The sequence below is a fragment of the Thermocrinis albus DSM 14484 genome (genome assembly GCF_000025605.1).
Taxonomy (GTDB): domain Bacteria; phylum Aquificota; class Aquificia; order Aquificales; family Aquificaceae; genus Thermocrinis; species Thermocrinis albus.
This window is the reverse complement of record NC_013894.1, coordinates 1-15996: the sequence shown is the minus strand read 5'-3', so window position 1 is coordinate 15996 and position 15996 is coordinate 1. Positions and strand designations below refer to the sequence as shown.

General features: G+C 39.0%; 16 protein-coding genes. All 16 read right to left on the bottom strand.

Annotated features, from left to right (window positions below; genetic code table 11):
• Window positions 1–8 precede the first annotated feature (8 nt).
• From THAL_RS00080 to THAL_RS08435, 16 genes are read right to left on the bottom strand one after another with little or no spacing between them, the layout of a single operon-like run.
• Window positions 9–1715, bottom strand: a complete 1707-nt coding sequence (locus tag THAL_RS00080; protein WP_012991061.1) for a CRISPR-associated helicase/endonuclease Cas3 — start codon at window positions 1713–1715, stop codon at window positions 9–11.
• Window positions 1684–3165 (bottom strand): type I-B CRISPR-associated protein Cas8b1/Cst1, encoded by a 1482-nt coding sequence (gene cas8a1, locus THAL_RS00075; RefSeq protein WP_012991060.1) that lies wholly within the window; start codon window positions 3163–3165, stop codon window positions 1684–1686. The genes THAL_RS00080 and cas8a1 overlap by 32 nt, the downstream gene beginning before the upstream one ends.
• Complete coding sequence (cas5b, locus tag THAL_RS00070) at window positions 3144–3800, bottom strand: type I-B CRISPR-associated protein Cas5b (protein WP_012991059.1); 657 nt, start codon at window positions 3798–3800, stop codon at window positions 3144–3146. Before cas5b ends, cas8a1 begins: the two co-directional genes overlap by 22 nt.
• On the bottom strand, window positions 3781–4770 hold the full coding sequence (gene cas7i, locus THAL_RS00065; RefSeq protein WP_012991058.1) for a type I-B CRISPR-associated protein Cas7/Cst2/DevR: 990 nt from the start codon (window positions 4768–4770) through the stop codon (window positions 3781–3783). Before cas7i ends, cas5b begins: the two co-directional genes overlap by 20 nt.
• 36 nt (window positions 4771–4806) lie before the next feature.
• Window positions 4807–5529: a TM1812 family CRISPR-associated protein gene (locus THAL_RS00060; RefSeq protein WP_012991057.1), complete on the bottom strand. Its 723-nt coding sequence runs from the start codon at window positions 5527–5529 to the stop codon at window positions 4807–4809.
• Window positions 5501–6355, bottom strand: a complete 855-nt coding sequence (gene cmr6 / locus THAL_RS00055) for a type III-B CRISPR module RAMP protein Cmr6 (RefSeq protein ID WP_012991056.1) — start codon at window positions 6353–6355, stop codon at window positions 5501–5503. Before cmr6 ends, THAL_RS00060 begins: the two co-directional genes overlap by 29 nt.
• A 1-nt stretch (window position 6356) precedes the next feature.
• Window positions 6357–6740 (bottom strand): type III-B CRISPR module-associated protein Cmr5, encoded by a 384-nt coding sequence (gene cmr5, locus THAL_RS00050; RefSeq protein WP_012991055.1) that lies wholly within the window; start codon window positions 6738–6740, stop codon window positions 6357–6359.
• Complete coding sequence (gene cmr4, locus THAL_RS00045; RefSeq protein WP_012991054.1) at window positions 6718–7638, bottom strand: type III-B CRISPR module RAMP protein Cmr4; 921 nt, start codon at window positions 7636–7638, stop codon at window positions 6718–6720. Before cmr4 ends, cmr5 begins: the two co-directional genes overlap by 23 nt.
• A gap of 1 nt (window position 7639) precedes the next feature.
• Window positions 7640–8638, bottom strand: coding sequence for a type III-B CRISPR module-associated Cmr3 family protein (locus THAL_RS00040; RefSeq protein ID WP_012991053.1), 999 nt, complete (start codon window positions 8636–8638; stop codon window positions 7640–7642).
• A 1-nt stretch (window position 8639) separates the two neighbouring features.
• Complete coding sequence (cas10, locus tag THAL_RS00035) at window positions 8640–10499, bottom strand: type III-B CRISPR-associated protein Cas10/Cmr2 (protein ID WP_012991052.1); 1860 nt, start codon at window positions 10497–10499, stop codon at window positions 8640–8642.
• The gene (gene cmr1 / locus THAL_RS00030) at window positions 10496–11599 is read right to left on the bottom strand and encodes a type III-B CRISPR module RAMP protein Cmr1 (protein WP_012991051.1); all 1104 of its coding nucleotides are present in this window, start codon (window positions 11597–11599) and stop codon (window positions 10496–10498) included. The genes cas10 and cmr1 overlap by 4 nt, the downstream gene beginning before the upstream one ends.
• The gene (cas6, locus tag THAL_RS00025; RefSeq protein ID WP_012991050.1) at window positions 11587–12306 is read right to left on the bottom strand and encodes a CRISPR-associated endoribonuclease Cas6; all 720 of its coding nucleotides are present in this window, start codon (window positions 12304–12306) and stop codon (window positions 11587–11589) included. Before cas6 ends, cmr1 begins: the two co-directional genes overlap by 13 nt.
• The gene (locus THAL_RS00020) at window positions 12275–13735 is read right to left on the bottom strand and encodes an SAVED domain-containing protein (RefSeq protein WP_012991049.1); all 1461 of its coding nucleotides are present in this window, start codon (window positions 13733–13735) and stop codon (window positions 12275–12277) included. The genes cas6 and THAL_RS00020 overlap by 32 nt, the downstream gene beginning before the upstream one ends.
• Entirely contained in the window at window positions 13719–14525 is an 807-nt protein-coding gene (locus tag THAL_RS00015) for a hypothetical protein (RefSeq protein WP_012991048.1), read from the bottom strand. Before THAL_RS00015 ends, THAL_RS00020 begins: the two co-directional genes overlap by 17 nt.
• Window positions 14512–15165: a hypothetical protein gene (locus THAL_RS00010; RefSeq protein WP_012991047.1), complete on the bottom strand. Its 654-nt coding sequence runs from the start codon at window positions 15163–15165 to the stop codon at window positions 14512–14514. The genes THAL_RS00015 and THAL_RS00010 overlap by 14 nt, the downstream gene beginning before the upstream one ends.
• Window positions 15137–15604 carry a hypothetical protein gene (locus THAL_RS08435; RefSeq protein WP_174248487.1) on the bottom strand — a complete coding sequence of 156 codons (468 nt, stop codon included), beginning with the start codon at window positions 15602–15604 and terminating at the stop codon, window positions 15137–15139. The genes THAL_RS00010 and THAL_RS08435 overlap by 29 nt, the downstream gene beginning before the upstream one ends.
• Window positions 15605–15996: the final 392 nt, after the last annotated feature.

Here is a 15996-nt window from a genome sequence, read left to right as displayed (position 1 = left end):
CTCCTCAGTTATTGGTCCATCTCTAAAAATTTTTTCGTTTCCTCGTGTATAGCCTCCCTGTAAACGCTACCTATTCCCGAACACTCTTCGGTAAGGATAAAAACATTAGGATTGTCCACAGGTTTTTCGCCCCTTCGGTTCACTCTCCCCATCCTCTGAAGGAGAGAATCCACAGTAGAAAGCTCCGTTACCAAAAAGTCAGCATCAAGGTCCAAGGAGACTTCTGCCAACTGAGTAGTTATCCACACACCTCTGTCTGCATTATCGAAGAAGTCTTTTATCTGTTTTTCTTTCTCTTTTCTGTCCTTAAGTATAAACTGGGAGTGAAGAAGTTGAGCCTCAGGGAGAATTTCCTTAAGTTCTATAGCTCTCTTAACAGTGTTCACTACTACGAGAACCTTTCCTTCCTCCGCTAATCTTCTTATATCCTCGGTAAAGTCCTTTATTGATCGACGGACAACTTTTAGGTTATGCCTGACTTTCTCTGTGAGAAACTTTCCCCTTTTAAAATCTAGAAAGCTTAGATCCTCTTCCACAAAGGGAGGAAGAGTAGCTGACATAACCATAACCTTACCACCCAGATGAGTTATCTTTTCGATACCTTTTACCAGAAAACCCATGGTGTGTGGTTCAAACAGTTGAGGTTCATCAAAAACTACACGAGAATAAGCTAAAAGAGACGCTATTTTTTCGTAACCGGGATATTTAAAAACAAAGGGAACTATTTGATCCGGAGTGGATACTATTATAGGCTTGGCAAAGTTGCTAGTAAGATGGTGATCAAGTACGATGTTTTCCCAGTATATGTTAGCTTCATCCTCACTTAGTGCCATCTCCAATAGAGAACTGCTGTGAAGAAGCCCCACCAGTTCTTCCCCGAAAACTCCCTTTGCCCTTTCGTAAATGGCGTTGGCAGAAACTCTGACGGGTAACGTAAAGAAACCTTTATCCTTCAGAAAAATAAAACCGGCTTCTGTCTTTCCATACCCGGTAGAAGCACACACAAGCAGATTGTCCTCTCTGTTTTCTAGGACAAACCTCTGAAGATCGTTAAAATCTGAACCTTTACCTTGCAAAAACTCTCTAACTTTTCCTTCAGGCTCCTTCTTCCTGTAAGTTTCAACATAAGGAGAATACCTATTACTGCTGGCATGATCTATTCTAAGAAGGCAACCCTTTAACATTATGTAAAACTTTCTAACACTTTCCTCCTCCAAATTTTTGTCTTTAGCTAACTTTTTAAGAATTTCATCTTCCCTATACTTTATCAGGTTTTTATAGTTCAGCTCTTTTCCAAACTCTTTTTCAAGAACCTCACGAACTTTTTCTACTTCTTCTTTTCCTGCGTCATGCTTATGATGATGAATTATAGCAAGAGCGGCCAGTTTTCTCACAACAGGATTTTTGTCTTCTGGCAAAAAGGCCGGGGAAAGAAGGTTATGTCTCACCTCAGGTAGGTTACCTTTAGGAGGTTTTACATTTTTGTTTCCCAACTTCCTCTGAAAGTGATAGTGCACCTTTCCATAGTCATGATACTCACAAGCTAGTTCAAGAGTTTGCCAAAAAATACCTCTCATACTATCGGGTATTCTCTCCTCTATGATGTCTCCATATTCTTCTTTGAGTTTTTTAAGATTTTCAAGAAGTTTGTCGGTGTGTTCCCTTATCGTTGTGCCGTCTGACTTAGCCCATAGTTTCCTCAGCTTCTCCTCCATCTTCTTCTCTCCTCTCTGTGCCGTTTAATCCTATAAGAAAGGCGTAAGCTATCCGGCTAAAGCTTTCATCCTTAAGAGCATCAACGAAAACTCTCGGTATTTCCCTCTCCACACTAAGGTAGGCTCTTATTAGATTCTGTTGAAAAGCATCTATATCCCTCCTTCTTATAGCCTCAAGAATACTGTAAGATATGGATCTTATTCTGTCCAGTGCCTTATCACCTAACTCTTTAAGGAGGGCATTTTTCAACTGGAGACCTTCCCTATACGCCCATCCTACTTGCTTTTCTACAAAGCTCTTGTCTTTCATCTCTACCACCTCCTGAAATTTTGATAGGAAAAGAAGAGAAGGATACAAACCTTTATTTCCTTTTGCTAGCCTCATACCTAATCTTAAAGCATCTGTTATTTTTTTAGAATCTTTAGAATCTGGCAGTTCTTCTTCGTGAAAATATCCATAGAGAATCTCAAAAAGAAGCTGGTAAAGACTTCTTCCAAAATAAATATATTTCAGAAATTCATTGAAAACAGGTTCGAGAGTTTTAGGATATTTAGGGAGGTATTCCTTCATAGCCTTTGCTACCCTCGGTGGTATAGAAAAGGAGTAGATATTTGATTGTACTTTAGATACTTTTTCGACTTCAACAATATATATATTTTCAAGGATCCATCTTGATTTATGATGCTCCAAATCTTTCAAAAAGGACGTTACAAACTCCTTATTGAAGCCTTTATAGTATTCTAAAGTATTGTTAAGTCTTAAAGTTTCTTTAATATCGGAGACATAAGCGAAAATATACCTATTATCCATTTTATCCACTTTAGTAAAACCGAAGCCTGCGAAATAAAAGACTATCTCGCATACAGAACAAAGATAAAGGTTGTTTTTACCGTTATAAAATAAGTTTTCCACCGTATTGGGACTTGCAGAAAGAGGCGTAAAGTTAGTTGCTTCAAAGGTTTTGGGCTCACCGTTATGAATGCTGGCTTTTCTTTCTCCGCAGAAGAAGCAAGTGTGGTCCGACGTCTCTCTCTCCAGAATCTTTTTAAACGTATCACCAACAAAGCGCTTGACGAGCTCAAAAACCGCCTTATCTGGGTCTGACCTGTACAGATCTTCCAACTCCTTACTCTTCTCCTCAAGTCTCTTTGGAACAGAAGATGGATTGCTCAATGGACTGTTAGAGTAAAAATTTTTTTGAAGAAAAGAAAGTACAGAATAGGCACGATCTACAAAGGAGTCTTTTTTAGGGTTCTTCTGACTTGAAACATCTATAAGTTTTTTTGTAAAAGCAGAAGGGAAAATCTCTATAATGTCTTTCTCTTCAAAGATAAGGGAGTTACCATCTATAAACTCCTTCGGCTCTTGACCTAACTTTTCTAAAGCTTTTAAAAGACCAACTGCGGCAGAAGCGCTAACCCAGTCTCTTACATAGAACCTAACAACCATACTATATCCCCCTCTTCATCTACGAGAATATTTCCTTCAACACTTTCACCTTTCTGGACGTAGTATACGCTTAACCAGTCACATACTCTTTCTCCTTTCTCCTTTCTGCAGAAGGTGGACACCCTAAACTGTATGAAGTTAGACCTGTAGAATAAGTCCTTTGCTGCTTCTGACACAAAAGCGTTCATCTTAAGTTCCCTTTCACCAGAATACTCCCAAGCATTGACTATCTTCACATCTCTCACGAGAACAGGATACTCTCCACCTCCCAAGTAAAGATATATTGAAGGCGATTTTAACGCCTTTAAAAACTCCTCAATGAGTTGCCTTTCCGCACCTATATGAACAACACACTTAAAGTTGTAAAGTTTTGGAATCTCAGTAGGTAAAACTTCAAGCTTTTTTTCATCTTTATTGTATTTTCTCAGTCTTATGTAATCCCTGAAGATGGCTTCGTAGTCTCCCTGTATAGACAAAGAAAACCTCTCTCCGTTCCACTTTCTACCTGAAGCCGTGTAAAGAAGTCCTATCACCGTGGATGGAGGCGGTAAAGGGTATGTTTCTATGCCTTTCAGAGAGAGGGGAGTTTTGAAAGTAACACAGGGGCTTAAGAGCTCAACCTTCAGAAACTCCATAGTAGTTGTCCACCTCCTGCTTAAGTTCCCTAAAAAGTTCACCGATAGACTTGGCTTGTAACTTACTCTTTATATCCTCTTCGTTGATAAAAATCCCGGAGAGCATTCCTATCTTAACCTTACTTCTTTCGTTTTCGGGGACCATGTCAATGGCATCTCTCAGTCTATCTATTTGGAGAAAGAGCCTTCCGTTCATTTCGGAAGCATCAACAGCGTTCATAAAGAAGGGATGCTTAGTACCGAAGAGGCCTCCCACTACAAACACGGGTGAAAGATTCTCCCATCTTCCCTTTATCTGTCTGTTTAAGGTCATCACTATGTCCAGGAGATCCTTCACTCTCTTTGCTCTTTTTTGTGGATCCAGGATAGGCTCACGAGTTCCATCTTCCTTTTCCCAAACGCCTACCCTGTCAAGGTCTATAGTTATGGTATATACGTAGTGGGATGTATGTTCTTCCGTTTGGGCTATAGCTTGTGCTTTTTTTCCCTCAATGTGCTTTATATACCTGTTATAAGCGTCTATGTTATTGAGAAAATTCATGTCCCCTTTAAAATCTGAGACAGAAAAGGCGTAAGTAACTTTTACAGCACATACTCTCTTTACACTATCTCCGTAGCTTAGTGATACTTCCTTGTTTTTCTTGTCTTTTAGATTTGTGAAAAGTCCCCCAAAAAGATCAAACTCCTCGTAATTCTCTACAAGATTTCTTCCAAACTCGTCTACGTCCAGTTTTCCATCTTTTTGACTTTTTTCTATATACTCCTTTAACAGTTCATCAAGCAGTTTCCAACCCTTCTCTTCCTTTCCCTTCCTTCTCATATCATACTTAAGAGCCTTATCGGAAACAAAGGTCTTCTGTGTACCATCTCCTAGGGTTACTTTCTTTAAAATGGAGACGTTCCCCACTGTCTCTCCGTAGTTTAGGCTGCTTGCCTTGTGGGTGATGATAGTTAGCGTTATTCCGCCCATCTTTTCACCTCCTTGTTTACTATAAACTTACCAAAATCAAATATCCTGACAGGGTAGCTGTTTTTTGATCTCATCCTTCAGCCCTTCCCTTAGTCTCGCATAAAGCTCGTCACCATCACGTTTTATCTCAGTAGTATGGTAGAGAAGTCCAGAATGAGCTACTAGGTTTCTGGGGTCAACTTGAGGTTCTTTTTCATTTTCATCCTTCCCAATAACTTCTGCGTATAGTTTCCATTCTTTATCTGCTTCTAATTTTTTGAGACTTTCTTCTAATTCTCCCAGATCCCTATTAATTCTAGCAGCGGTCCATCTATCTTTGTATATACGCTCAGTAAATTTCTTCAACTCACTAAGGTTTATTCCTTCTTCCATATCTATATTTGGTTGATATAGATCCAACAGCTCGGAAACAAACCAACCTTTCAATAGTATCTCCATGGTATCTGTAAAGTGCAATCTTCTTTCAACCTTCTTTTCGGTAACAACATATACCTTCTCCCTGACCCTGTTAATAAGATCCTCGTACCTGCCTACTTTATCTTTAGCACTACCATTACCAAAAAGCTTGTTACTGCCAAAAAGTGTGTCAGGGACAAGTACCAACACACCATCGGGTTTAAGGTCATGACAAAGAACCTTAAGAGTTGTATTTGCCTTTATTTCGTCACTCTTGTATTTATATTCGACGGATTTCCAACTTTTACAATCTCCCCAAGGTGCTATAATAACCTTATGCTTCTTGGACTCTGAACCACCCATAGCCTTTCCTCCTTTTTGCTCCTAGTCCAAATAGTTCAAGACCTTCTTTAAGAAGCTCCAAAGTCTGATCAAGTAATTTTTCGGCTTCTTCAACATCTTTCTCAATACCTATTCTGAAAATGAAGGTAACTTTCTCCAATGTCAGGAAGAATACAGGGTTAGGATTATACCAATCGCCAGGCTCTTTTTCCCCTTTTGTCTCATAATACTCACCGTAGTGATTATTCATAACATCTATAGATAGGTTTCTTTCTGTGAGGGATTCAGGGTAAGCATCAAAGAAAACAATCTTACCTTCTTCTTTTTGTGTACCAAAAAGCTTGACAAAGATTTTCTCTTTTTCATTAAGTTCGCTTTCTTGATACTTTCCTTCTTCCAGACCTTTTAGGCGTTCTTTAGAGAAATTTTCTTCAGTAAAGTTTTTGTAAATATACATGTATCTTACTAGTCCTTTCACGGATTCTCCTGAAATATAAGGAATACCATAGGTGTGATGTAGCAGAAAACCGTTCTCTATGGGAGAGGGGTATCCCATACCTGACACAAAACGGTAGCCTACATAGGCTTTTATATACTTTACATAGTGTGTTTTTTCGATGCTCTTATATAAGTCTGTTATCTTTTCTTGTATGAAAGTTATTTCATCCCAATTGAGGCTGTCTTTAAATAGTTTTAAATATTCCTTCTTTCGTATCTCACTTATATCCTTTTCAAGATATTTGAAGATATCCAATTTGAAGATATTCAATTTGTAAAAAGCAAGGGCGATGTTGGAGAACTTAGTCTTATCATCCGCTATTAACTTTACTGTGTCCTCAACCTTCACGTTATCCCTCCCTTTCGCTTTTCAGCTCACCTTCGGCTATTCTTTTTAGCCATACCGCAAAGGAAAGAACTTCACGGGTGTAAAAGAGGTACATTGTTGTATCAGCCTGAAACAGCATACTGATTAATTCTTTGTAGGATCTTATTTCATTACCAAACCTGTGGCTCAAGTATTTACAGATGTCTTCTATTAGCCGTTTGTGTTCATCTTTTCCTTTAGACTTTAAAAAGGCAAGGGTCGTTAAAAGGCCGTTGTGGCTTATCATCGCCGGGAGCCTTTTGGCAAGGATGCTGTATTTGGACTCAAAGTTCTCACCTTTTACACGCATAACACTTTCGTAAGCTATCCTCATCCTCTCCTGTTCAAGATTTTTGACTGCCATCATTCCACACCTCCACAAAACCTTTTCCTGTGCTGGTGTTTCCTCCAAGCTGCAAGACTTTTTTGTTCTCGCCGTTTTCTATTGAAAACTCTTCATCTCTATAGTTTATAATCCAGAAGTAAAAGATGGCTTCTGATGGAACATACTCTTCTGTCCAAAGAGCCCCCTCTTCTACCGTTCCCTTTTCTATGTCTACCTTTATGTGGGTTTGAACCTCTGTGAAAGATTTTACCATGTGGGTGAAAACGTCGTCACTTACTATAACCACTCTTTTTTTGTCTATATTGGGATCCTGCAACAGATGCGCAATGGTGTTTTTGGAATCATCTTCAACTTCACGTTTAACTTCAAAGGCAAACTCTTCAAGGACAACAGCCTTCTTGTCCTTTATATTGATCGTGTTACGTGAGTCTTTAAAAACAATACAAGAGCTTTCAGATAAATCATCAATATGAGGTTTTTCTTTACCTGATTCTTCTGCAAACCTTTCCAGAACGTAGGGGCATGTTATCAGAGCATAGATGCCTTTCAGGGACTTAACGGGGAAGAGAAGTATTCTTGCATCGGTGAAAACAACCTCCCCTTCCACTTTCTTACTACCAAAGATTTTCGCAAGCCGTTTAATATCATCATCTTCTTCTGTTTTTGTGTCTTCAGGATCAAACCCATCAAGCTGTTCCTCTATTTCAGAAAGCTTAAGTTCTTTGTTGGTCTGCTTCTTTTTCATGTAGAGTTTTTTTATCTCCTCTGTTCTGAGAGTTCCCTTAATGGCGGAAGAGGGTATGGCTGGAAATCCTGTATGGGCTTCTCTGTAAATGGGTAGATCAATGTGATCCATTCCCTGTCCGGTGCCTACATGGAGGGGTGTCAGAACCTTCAGGTAGTAAAGTTCTTTTCTCATCTTAGTTACCTCCTTTTATATCTTCAACTAATATTCCTGTATTCCATCCTCTCTCAAGGAATGTATTAAAACCTTCCGGATGGCTTTTAATCTGACACAAAGAACCAAAACTTTCGGCATCTTCCATAGCCTTTAGAATCATTACAGCTCCGGGCTTTAACATCTCAAGGGCAGGTTTCCCTCTACCAGAGATAAGTTCCGATCCTCTGGAGAAAAGCCATAATAGCTGGAATTTTACCTCTCTCCCTTCCTCGTCCCTAAAAACCAAGAGTATTTTTTCATCCTCTTCCTTCATCAGTCCTCCTTCCACAAACGTATGGGTCAATGTGTAAAACTTGTATTGTTTATCTCGCTTTACGCTCCTTTCCTTTAAAAGTTCTTTAAAATGTTGAGGTAGATCTGTGCTTTCTTCTATCTCCACAGGGTTTCTCTCTCCTCCAAAGAATCTCTTTGCCGAGTCGTCAAGTTCTTTTGCAAGAAAACACAAACTTACGCCTTTCTTAAGCCTCATTCTCTTATGGAAGTAAAGCATTTTTTCTTCTCCACTCATCCTATCTTTGTTAAGTTTTAAACCTACTTTATCTTCTGCCACAAAAAATTCTTCTGCTCCAAACACCTCTAAACTATCTTGCTTTCCTTTTGCCCAACCGATGCTCAGTTTTTCGGAGCTTATAAAATACTGCTCCAAGGTTTCGTAAGCTTTCTCTTTGTCATCTATCTCCGGTATTCTCCCGTTGTAGTAAGCGATCCTTAGATCTCCACTTTCAAAACGTTTTTTCTTTCTTACTCCTACCACATCTGCAGGGACAGGAAAGAATATGTCCTTTTCTTCTTCTTTCCAGAAGAAGACACCATAACAAGGTGTTCCTTTTTTGAGAAGTCTAAAAGTCCTCATTATGTTGGGAAGTTGGATTCTCGGTAGGTAATGCTCTTCCTCTGTAAAGTGTTTAAGTCCACCAAACCAAAAAGCGTTATACCCCCTTATCTTAACAAGCCTCACCTCAAACCTCCTCTATCCTAACTCCAACAGTTCTTACTACATAAAGAAGGTTGAGATAATTATTCACACTTCTTCTCATTTTTTCTTCTTCATCACTAGTATCCCAATAATCTAACGTTTCTTTGATAAATTTTAAGGATATATCACTAAGTTTTTGTACCAGTTCATTATTTTTATCATTCACATGTCTCTTAAAAGACCTCTTTATGAGGGGGGTTATTATATCTATTTCCTTCTCTCCATTAAAGACTTCGGAAAGTATTCTAAGATCATACACAATTCTTGAGCTCAGCGCCTTTTCTCTGAAGGCTTTGAAAAGTTCGTCATAAAGCTCTAAGTGATCCCACTTTGCCACAAAATAGGTGATATCTCCTGTCCTGGTCATAAAACCCATACAAACCGCTCCTTTACCTTTTACAGATTTGGCTTTACTCTCAAGAAACCTTACTTTTTCCAGTAACATCTGGAAATTGGTTTTTGCATGGGCTACAAGAATCCCTGCACTTACCGAAGGTTTTCCTCCTTCTTTGGCAAGACTCTTTAGCTGCTCTTCGAAAATTTGCGCACACTTCCTCGCATAAAAGATGGCATCGTGAGGATGGAGAAGGGCCAGAAGGTCATCGCCTCCTGCATAAATCACCTGTCTGAAAGGATATGGTTCTTCAACAACCCTTTTTGCATAATTTGAAAGCCTTTTGGAAAACTCAGTGTGGAACTCTTCATTTAATTCCTCTTTCCTAATACTACTGTTTTTCCCTAACCATGCTCCTATACTGTCTCCATCTGATAGCATAATTGCAAAGTAGGGGTTTTTATGTTCGAGACCCAAGTTCTTTAGTTGCTCATAAAGATCCTCTAAATCTTTCTTCAGCTCCTTTAGACCTTCTTCCTGAAAAAGCGCGTCCCAAGCCTCTTCCCTTAAGAGTTCGGAGTCAAAGGACAGGTATTCTTTTTGCTCATCTGTTACCTTCAAAGGTAATGTTCTAACATAATAAGGTGTCTCTTTTAATTTCTCGCTTAGCTTTTTTAATTTCTCCTTGATATCCGGATGTTCTTCCACCTTTTTTATTAGGTACTCTTTGAATTTTATACCCGCTATCTCTTCTGTTGAAGGGTAGTTCCATTTATCTTCTCCCAAACCAAGATCTTCTGCGCAGAACTTTACTGCAAACCTTTTTACAAGACAAACACCACATAGTTTTTCGGAATCCCTTATATGACTGGCTATACTTTTACCGAATATTTCATCTTTTTTCTTCCAATTTATGGCAAGATGAGGTCTCTCACCACACATAGTGCATCCATCCGGATAGATTCTTTTACCATCTTCCTCAAGAGTGCTATAGTCTTTTAATCCTCTATAAGGCCTCCAAGATTTAACAGCTCCCAGTTTCCTTTCAGCAGAGTCATAAACTTCGGCATAACTCTTACCTTCCATGGACTCTTTTATGCAGAAACAGAAGAAGTAATTTTTCACATGGAGTTTAAACTGCTCTTCTGCTCCATCTAGAGCTTTCCTATCTTTTGCTTCCTTCTTGATACCTTCCCAAGTTTTGCTCCACAGTTTTTTCCATTCTTGATAAAACTTTTTCTTTAATTCCTTACATAACTTTTCATCCTCAACTTTAGCAACTAATCTGTTGGGAAAGTTGGCGAGAGTTTCTTGAGAATCCTCTTTTTCACTTCTGAAAGGATATATAACCTTTACGTTTCCTTTACTGCTAAGACTGCTAAGGTAGTCTAAAAGTTTCTCCGTAAGATGCGAGAGGATAAGGCTGCCTGTAAACAGATCCCTTGTTCTTCTGGAGGTACTTATGAACCCTTGAACAGGAGAGAAGGTGAAGATGAGAAGGTAGCTCATTTTAAGCTCCCTCCGTCAAAGACTTCTTCAAAGCCGATTTTTTTGAAGAATCTCTCCAAGTAGTCATAATCTTCTGGAAACGTTTCCTCAAATTGCTTTTTGTTTCCATGTCGGCCTTTTGGCTGCAGTACTATTTTCGAGCCTTCGGGCAGAAATGAACTTCTAAATAGTGTTATGTATATCTTTTCCCTTTTGAAGGAAATCCAGAACGGGGCGGCTCTCCTCCTATCCCCCACTTTTCTACCATTTTGACCTTCACTTGTCCAACTTAGCATGACTTTAGCATTACGTTTTCTGCTAAAAAACATTATAGGTAGTCCGAACATGTGATTTTTGAAAACACTAACTACATCACGATCACTTATAGGCTTCCTATCCATGAAGAGAGATATAACTTTCTTGTATTCCTCAGTTAATCCCGACGGCGCTCTGAAGTTTCTATACTGTTCGGATAGGTAACTAAGTTCTGAATCTAAGTTTCTATATGACTTTTTAAAAACTTTCATGTTTGATATGTTGGGATATTTAGAGTTTTTGTGGAAAGTTAGATCTTCCTCTTTCATTAACGGCCTTAGTATCTCTTTCAATTTTTCTATAGACAGATCTTTAGTGGGGTCTATTAGTAGATCTCCTTGGGAAAAATCTAGACTACCAAAGCCCTTCCTTGCCCTATTTCCTAAATTCCCAAAGGTGAAAGCAAACCTTACTAAAAATTCTGTAAGTTCCTTAAGATTATCAGGGGTTAATATACGAAGCTTTACCTTTTCTCCTTTATCAAAGCCTTTTCCTCTCTTTGATAAACCAAGCAGGTAATTATAATCTTTATCTTTAGTTTTAGTTTCTATAGATTTTGGAGCGGGGTATTCTAACACTCTCACCCAGATTTTCCCTGCTTTGTCCTGATTCCCGAAAAGTTCACTTTCTAACTGGAAAAGTTCCTCTATACTTTCCACAAAGGCTCCTACAAGAACCCTGAACCACCACCTGAGCATTCCCACTATGCTAGCCGGTCTAAGTTCTGCCTTTTCAGGGTCAGCTCCACCTATAAAGGCAGGTGTTACAAACTCAAGTGTGTACTCAAGAGAGGTCAGCTTTTCCATTCTTCTACCTCCAGATAGCCAAAACCTTGACCTGTTCTTAACCCAGCTCCGTATTTATATATAAACTCCTGAATTTCTTTGTTATCTGACATTACTATGAACTTTCCTATAAAACACTTCACAACCCCTCCGTAGTGTTTAACATACTCTTTTTTGTATTCCAGAACTCTTAAGGAGAAGTTTCCGAAGTTTCCTGGAAAGCCTTTCACATCGTAGTAGCGCCTTAGGGTGTTTTCTATAAAAGATTCTTGAAAGCCTTCCTCATCGGGTGTTATGTACCTTTCTTCTGGATCTCTTGAGTTGGTAAAGCCCATCCTTTCTACCACCACAGGGGAAAGGGTTTTAAAAACTCCAGTTATGGGTTTTTCCTTTTCTTCCCTTATCAGATCTATCACAAAAAGAGTGTCACCTATCAAATGCTTCTGATTATCCCTCTTAAATCGTAACACACCGTTGTAGAACCTTATAGCCAGCATGGTATCACCTGTGGAGAAACGTAAATTGATGGTTTTGACTCCTTCTATTTTGTCTTGCGTAAATTTGGCTTCCTTTCCCATATACACTGCAAAGGTGTAAGGTTTTGTTTTGATAGACTCAAAATAATCAGTTCCTAGTATCTTTTTGAGAAGGGAGATAAATCTTCTCCTGTAGTCAACATTTATAACAGCCTGTTCTTTAAGGGGTTTTAGTCTCACCAGAAAGCGCAAGGTTCTTACCCTCCCTTATAGCCTTCAGATGAGATATATCCAAAACTTTTACATAGGTACCGTCAAAGTATTGGTATATGTACCCGGGTGAGTAATGTCCGAAGGCTACACCCAACATAAAGGCAAATACTACAGGAGATGAGAAGAAGAAGTGAAATTCTTTATAGTCTCTTTCGGTTCTTATTTCTTGTAAAAGACTGGCGCACTGACGTGCTATTTGGGAGATTTCCTCTACCTTCAGGTTACCTTTGTGGGGGTGTTCTACATGTAGCAGAGACATACCATCATCTATATAAGCTTTCACGGTTCCTATAGATGTGTGATGGGCAAGGTCTATTACCACAGCAAGGCGATCGTCTCGTGATTCTAAGCTCCACTTTAAAGTGATCTCTGATAACTCCATTCTTTGTTTAAGTTCTCGCACATTTTCTACTTCTATCGGGTAATATTTGCCATTCTGGTAATGATATACGGTAAAAGGCTTTTGACTACCAAACAGAATACCCAAACCAAAGGCAAAACTGGCAGGCCCATCTATGGCCAAATGAAATATCACTTTCCCCTTCAATCTTTTTTCCACATCTGTTAGCTTTCTATAAAAATCCATCATATACTTTGTCCAGTCACCTTTAGGTAGTTGTTCTGTATACAAAACTAAATCTTCTGCTGTGATGCCATTTATAATTTCCAGCTTACGAACTATGTTTTCTGAATCTTTCATATAAGAGAGAAAATCACGCCATTTGCTTAGCCAATCTTCTGATCCTTTGGTGGTAACCATGAAAGGAACGTGGTGCTCTTTGGCATCACACCATTCTTTTAACTCCTGTAGAGATTTTATGCCGGATGAATCTATTAACCTTTTTCCTTCTTTTTGCGCCGCTTTTCTTTTTTTAGAAATGTTATCAACGGTGTAAATCTTACCTTCTCTGTCTACTCTCCCTGTAAAGACCGCGTCTTCAGGAGGGTTTTCTATGTAGAGACTTACAGCAGCAGGTAATAGGAAACTCTCTCCCTTTATATCTTCTTCAAAAAACAAGCCAAAACCTTCTTTTAAAAATTCCTTAAGCTCCTTCATGTATTTAAGAAGGTGTTTTTGATTAGTTATAATGCTTTGTCCAGCGCCCTTTACCGAAAGGCCTTTTACAAGGTGTGCCTCACCTTTCTCGTCCACTACCGGTACCAGAAAGAGCCTATAAGGTCCATTTAACCAAGCTTCTACATCTTCTTCTGGCACTTCCCAAACTTCTGCCATAAGGTTGACAGAAGGATGAACCCGTTTTTCCTTTATATACCATACCAAATTAAACTGAGATTTAGCAGGTAGAGAATAAAACTCTCTCATAACTTCGTCTAAGAGATCATCCATCTTACCGGACCACAATAAAACTTCGAAGTGCCTCTCCTCTATTTCAGAAAAACTCCACATGTAAGCCCTCCTCTATATCCTTTGGAACATCCTTTATCCCTTCTACAACAATCTTACTGATAAAAGGACCTTCGTATATGATGGTGTCTTTGTAAACCACCTTTATTTTTGCGCTTTTTCGTGCCGGATAAATAACCAGCTTGTTCTCTTCCTTAACACCTAACCAATTATCTCCCCGTAAAGCAGATATATCAGCTGCCAAAGCATAGGAACCTTCCTTAAAAACTTCGGGAGCTTGCACTACAATTTCGGAAATTTCTTCTTCTTCCTCTCCCTTTATGACGTTGTAAAGTATACTGCTCCAGTTTATGTCTTGCCATCTTTCTAAATTTTTCTCCACAAACTTCCGCACATATTTGTCTTTGATACTCTTTATGTCAAGCTTTATGTATTCCTTTATCTCCCCCACCACCTCTTCGTTTACAATATGCATGTTTATAAGTGTTGAGTATCTTGTTAGTATCTTTTCATGCACATGGACCCAAAAGGGAAGCGGTTTGAGGACCAGGCGAGCCTTATCTCCCCTAAAGAATGGATGATCAGGTGCCGGTCCCTCCAGAACCAGTATGGGCGCTTCTTCCGGAAGGAGCTCAAAGTACGGCGTGAGAGGTACGATGATGTTTAGATCCAGATCCCTCTTCAATACTAAAACATACTCCGGAGGATCTATGAGGAAGAGTCTTATCTGACCTTCCTTGCCTGAGATCCTGCTCTCTTCAGGTACCTCTAAAACCTCATCACCAATGCTTCTTAGAAAGCGGTTGAGAAGTTTTTTCTTAATCTCTACCATATCCACCTTTTATAAACCTCCCTTTGCTACAGAAATCTGACAGTATTTTTTCTAAGGCATACCTTAGGGTAGTTTCATCTGGCACATATACATTTTTTCTTATCTTGGTTTTAAGTCTTTCCCATCTTTTATAGAGAGCATCTTTAGTCATAGATGGTTCAATGTTGCTTTTCCCGTAAAGTTCCTTCTCAAGGTAGTAGCACAAAACCTCCATATCTTTTTCGGAGAGGATGGAAAGGATAGCGTTTACTAACTCATTCACTTCTATATTTATGTCTAATCTTTCATCTTTACCTAATAACTCTTCGTATCTTATTTCTTTACCATCACTTGTTTCTTTTGTGAGCTTTTCAAGGCTCACAAACCTGTGAGAGTACAGCTTAAGAGTTTCTTCTATGGCGCTTCTTATCAGTTTCTTTACATAGTGAAAGTTTATTTCTTCTTTCTTAGAGAGGGCATCCTTTATGCTAAGAAGCTTAAGAATAAGTTGAGAAAATACCTCCTCTTCGTAGTTTTCTCCTAAATACTTCTTTAAAAATATGTCTCTTTGCGTCAATCTTGCCTCCTTCATTATAAGGTTCAAGAAAAAGGACTTAGTCTTTAGATCTCCATTAATGAGAGCAAGAATCTTCTCCTTCATAATAACTCCTCAATACATCTATAGCACTTGTAGCTTCCGGATGACAAAAACCACAAAACACAATTTGTTCTTTCCACTTCAACTGGTCTTCCTTAACTTTGTACACAAAGTAGCCTCTATGTCGATAATCATAAAAAACATAGCTTTCCTCGTCAATCCATTGGCAGAGCTCTTGTTTATTGCATCCGTTGACAAATACTTTATAAGCCCGGCGCTTAGTGGTAAGAAACACCAAAAACATACATCCGTTTTTGTACCATCCTATAAAAGGTCGGCCCTTCCTCTTTTCTGATCCTAAATCTACATTAAGGAGCCCTTCCAAGTACCTCAGACCTTCCAACTTAACAAAACCAAGAAACCTCTCCTCTACCTTAGATATGAGTTTTTCCACTCCCTTTATAGGTTGCCCTCCCATATAAGTATTATACACAAAAGCCAAAACGGTGCTATAATATAATATCAAGTGGTAAAGAGGGTCCACATAGGACCCTTGTTATCTTGGCAACTGAATAGAGGGTTGGTATTTCTTTGCAAGAGTGACTTTTAGGCATCTGGACATTTTTTAGTATTGATGTCTTGATGCAGAAATTTCTAATGCTTGAGAGAGTAAGCTCAGAGAGGGGTACTTTTGAATGCTCTCCGAGACACCTGGAGTTTCCGAAAATAAACTTCATTTTGCGAAGGGTACCCCCTCTCTAAAGTTGTTGATTCTGTAAGATAAGATTAATATGAAGAGTTGAGGTTTCTAATGTACCGTGTGGAGTTGAAAGGCAAGAACAAGGGACTGAGGAAACGCCCGAGCTGGAGTTTCTAATGTACCGTGTGGAGTTG

Bases quoted from the DNA above. Each gene is read 5' to 3' on its own strand.
- THAL_RS00080 (WP_012991061.1), bottom strand. From the start codon at position 1,715: ATGGAGGAGAAGCTGAGGAAACTATGGGCTAAGTCAGACGGCACAACG.
- cas8a1 (WP_012991060.1), bottom strand. From the start codon at position 3,165: ATGGTTGTTAGGTTCTATGTAAGAGACTGGGTTAGCGCTTCTGCCGCA.
- cas5b (WP_012991059.1), bottom strand. From the start codon at position 3,800: ATGGAGTTTCTGAAGGTTGAGCTCTTAAGCCCCTGTGTTACTTTCAAA.
- cas7i (WP_012991058.1), bottom strand. From the start codon at position 4,770: ATGGGCGGAATAACGCTAACTATCATCACCCACAAGGCAAGCAGCCTA.
- THAL_RS00060 (WP_012991057.1), bottom strand. From the start codon at position 5,529: ATGGGTGGTTCAGAGTCCAAGAAGCATAAGGTTATTATAGCACCTTGG.
- cmr5 (WP_012991055.1), bottom strand. From the start codon at position 6,740: ATGATGGCAGTCAAAAATCTTGAACAGGAGAGGATGAGGATAGCTTAC.
- cmr4 (WP_012991054.1), bottom strand. From the start codon at position 7,638: ATGAGAAAAGAACTTTACTACCTGAAGGTTCTGACACCCCTCCATGTA.
- cas10 (WP_012991052.1), bottom strand. From the start codon at position 10,499: ATGAGCTACCTTCTCATCTTCACCTTCTCTCCTGTTCAAGGGTTCATA.
- cmr1 (WP_012991051.1), bottom strand. From the start codon at position 11,599: ATGGAAAAGCTGACCTCTCTTGAGTACACACTTGAGTTTGTAACACCT.
- THAL_RS00020 (WP_012991049.1), bottom strand. From the start codon at position 13,735: ATGTGGAGTTTTTCTGAAATAGAGGAGAGGCACTTCGAAGTTTTATTG.
- THAL_RS00015 (WP_012991048.1), bottom strand. From the start codon at position 14,525: ATGGTAGAGATTAAGAAAAAACTTCTCAACCGCTTTCTAAGAAGCATT.
- THAL_RS00010 (WP_012991047.1), bottom strand. From the start codon at position 15,165: ATGAAGGAGAAGATTCTTGCTCTCATTAATGGAGATCTAAAGACTAAG.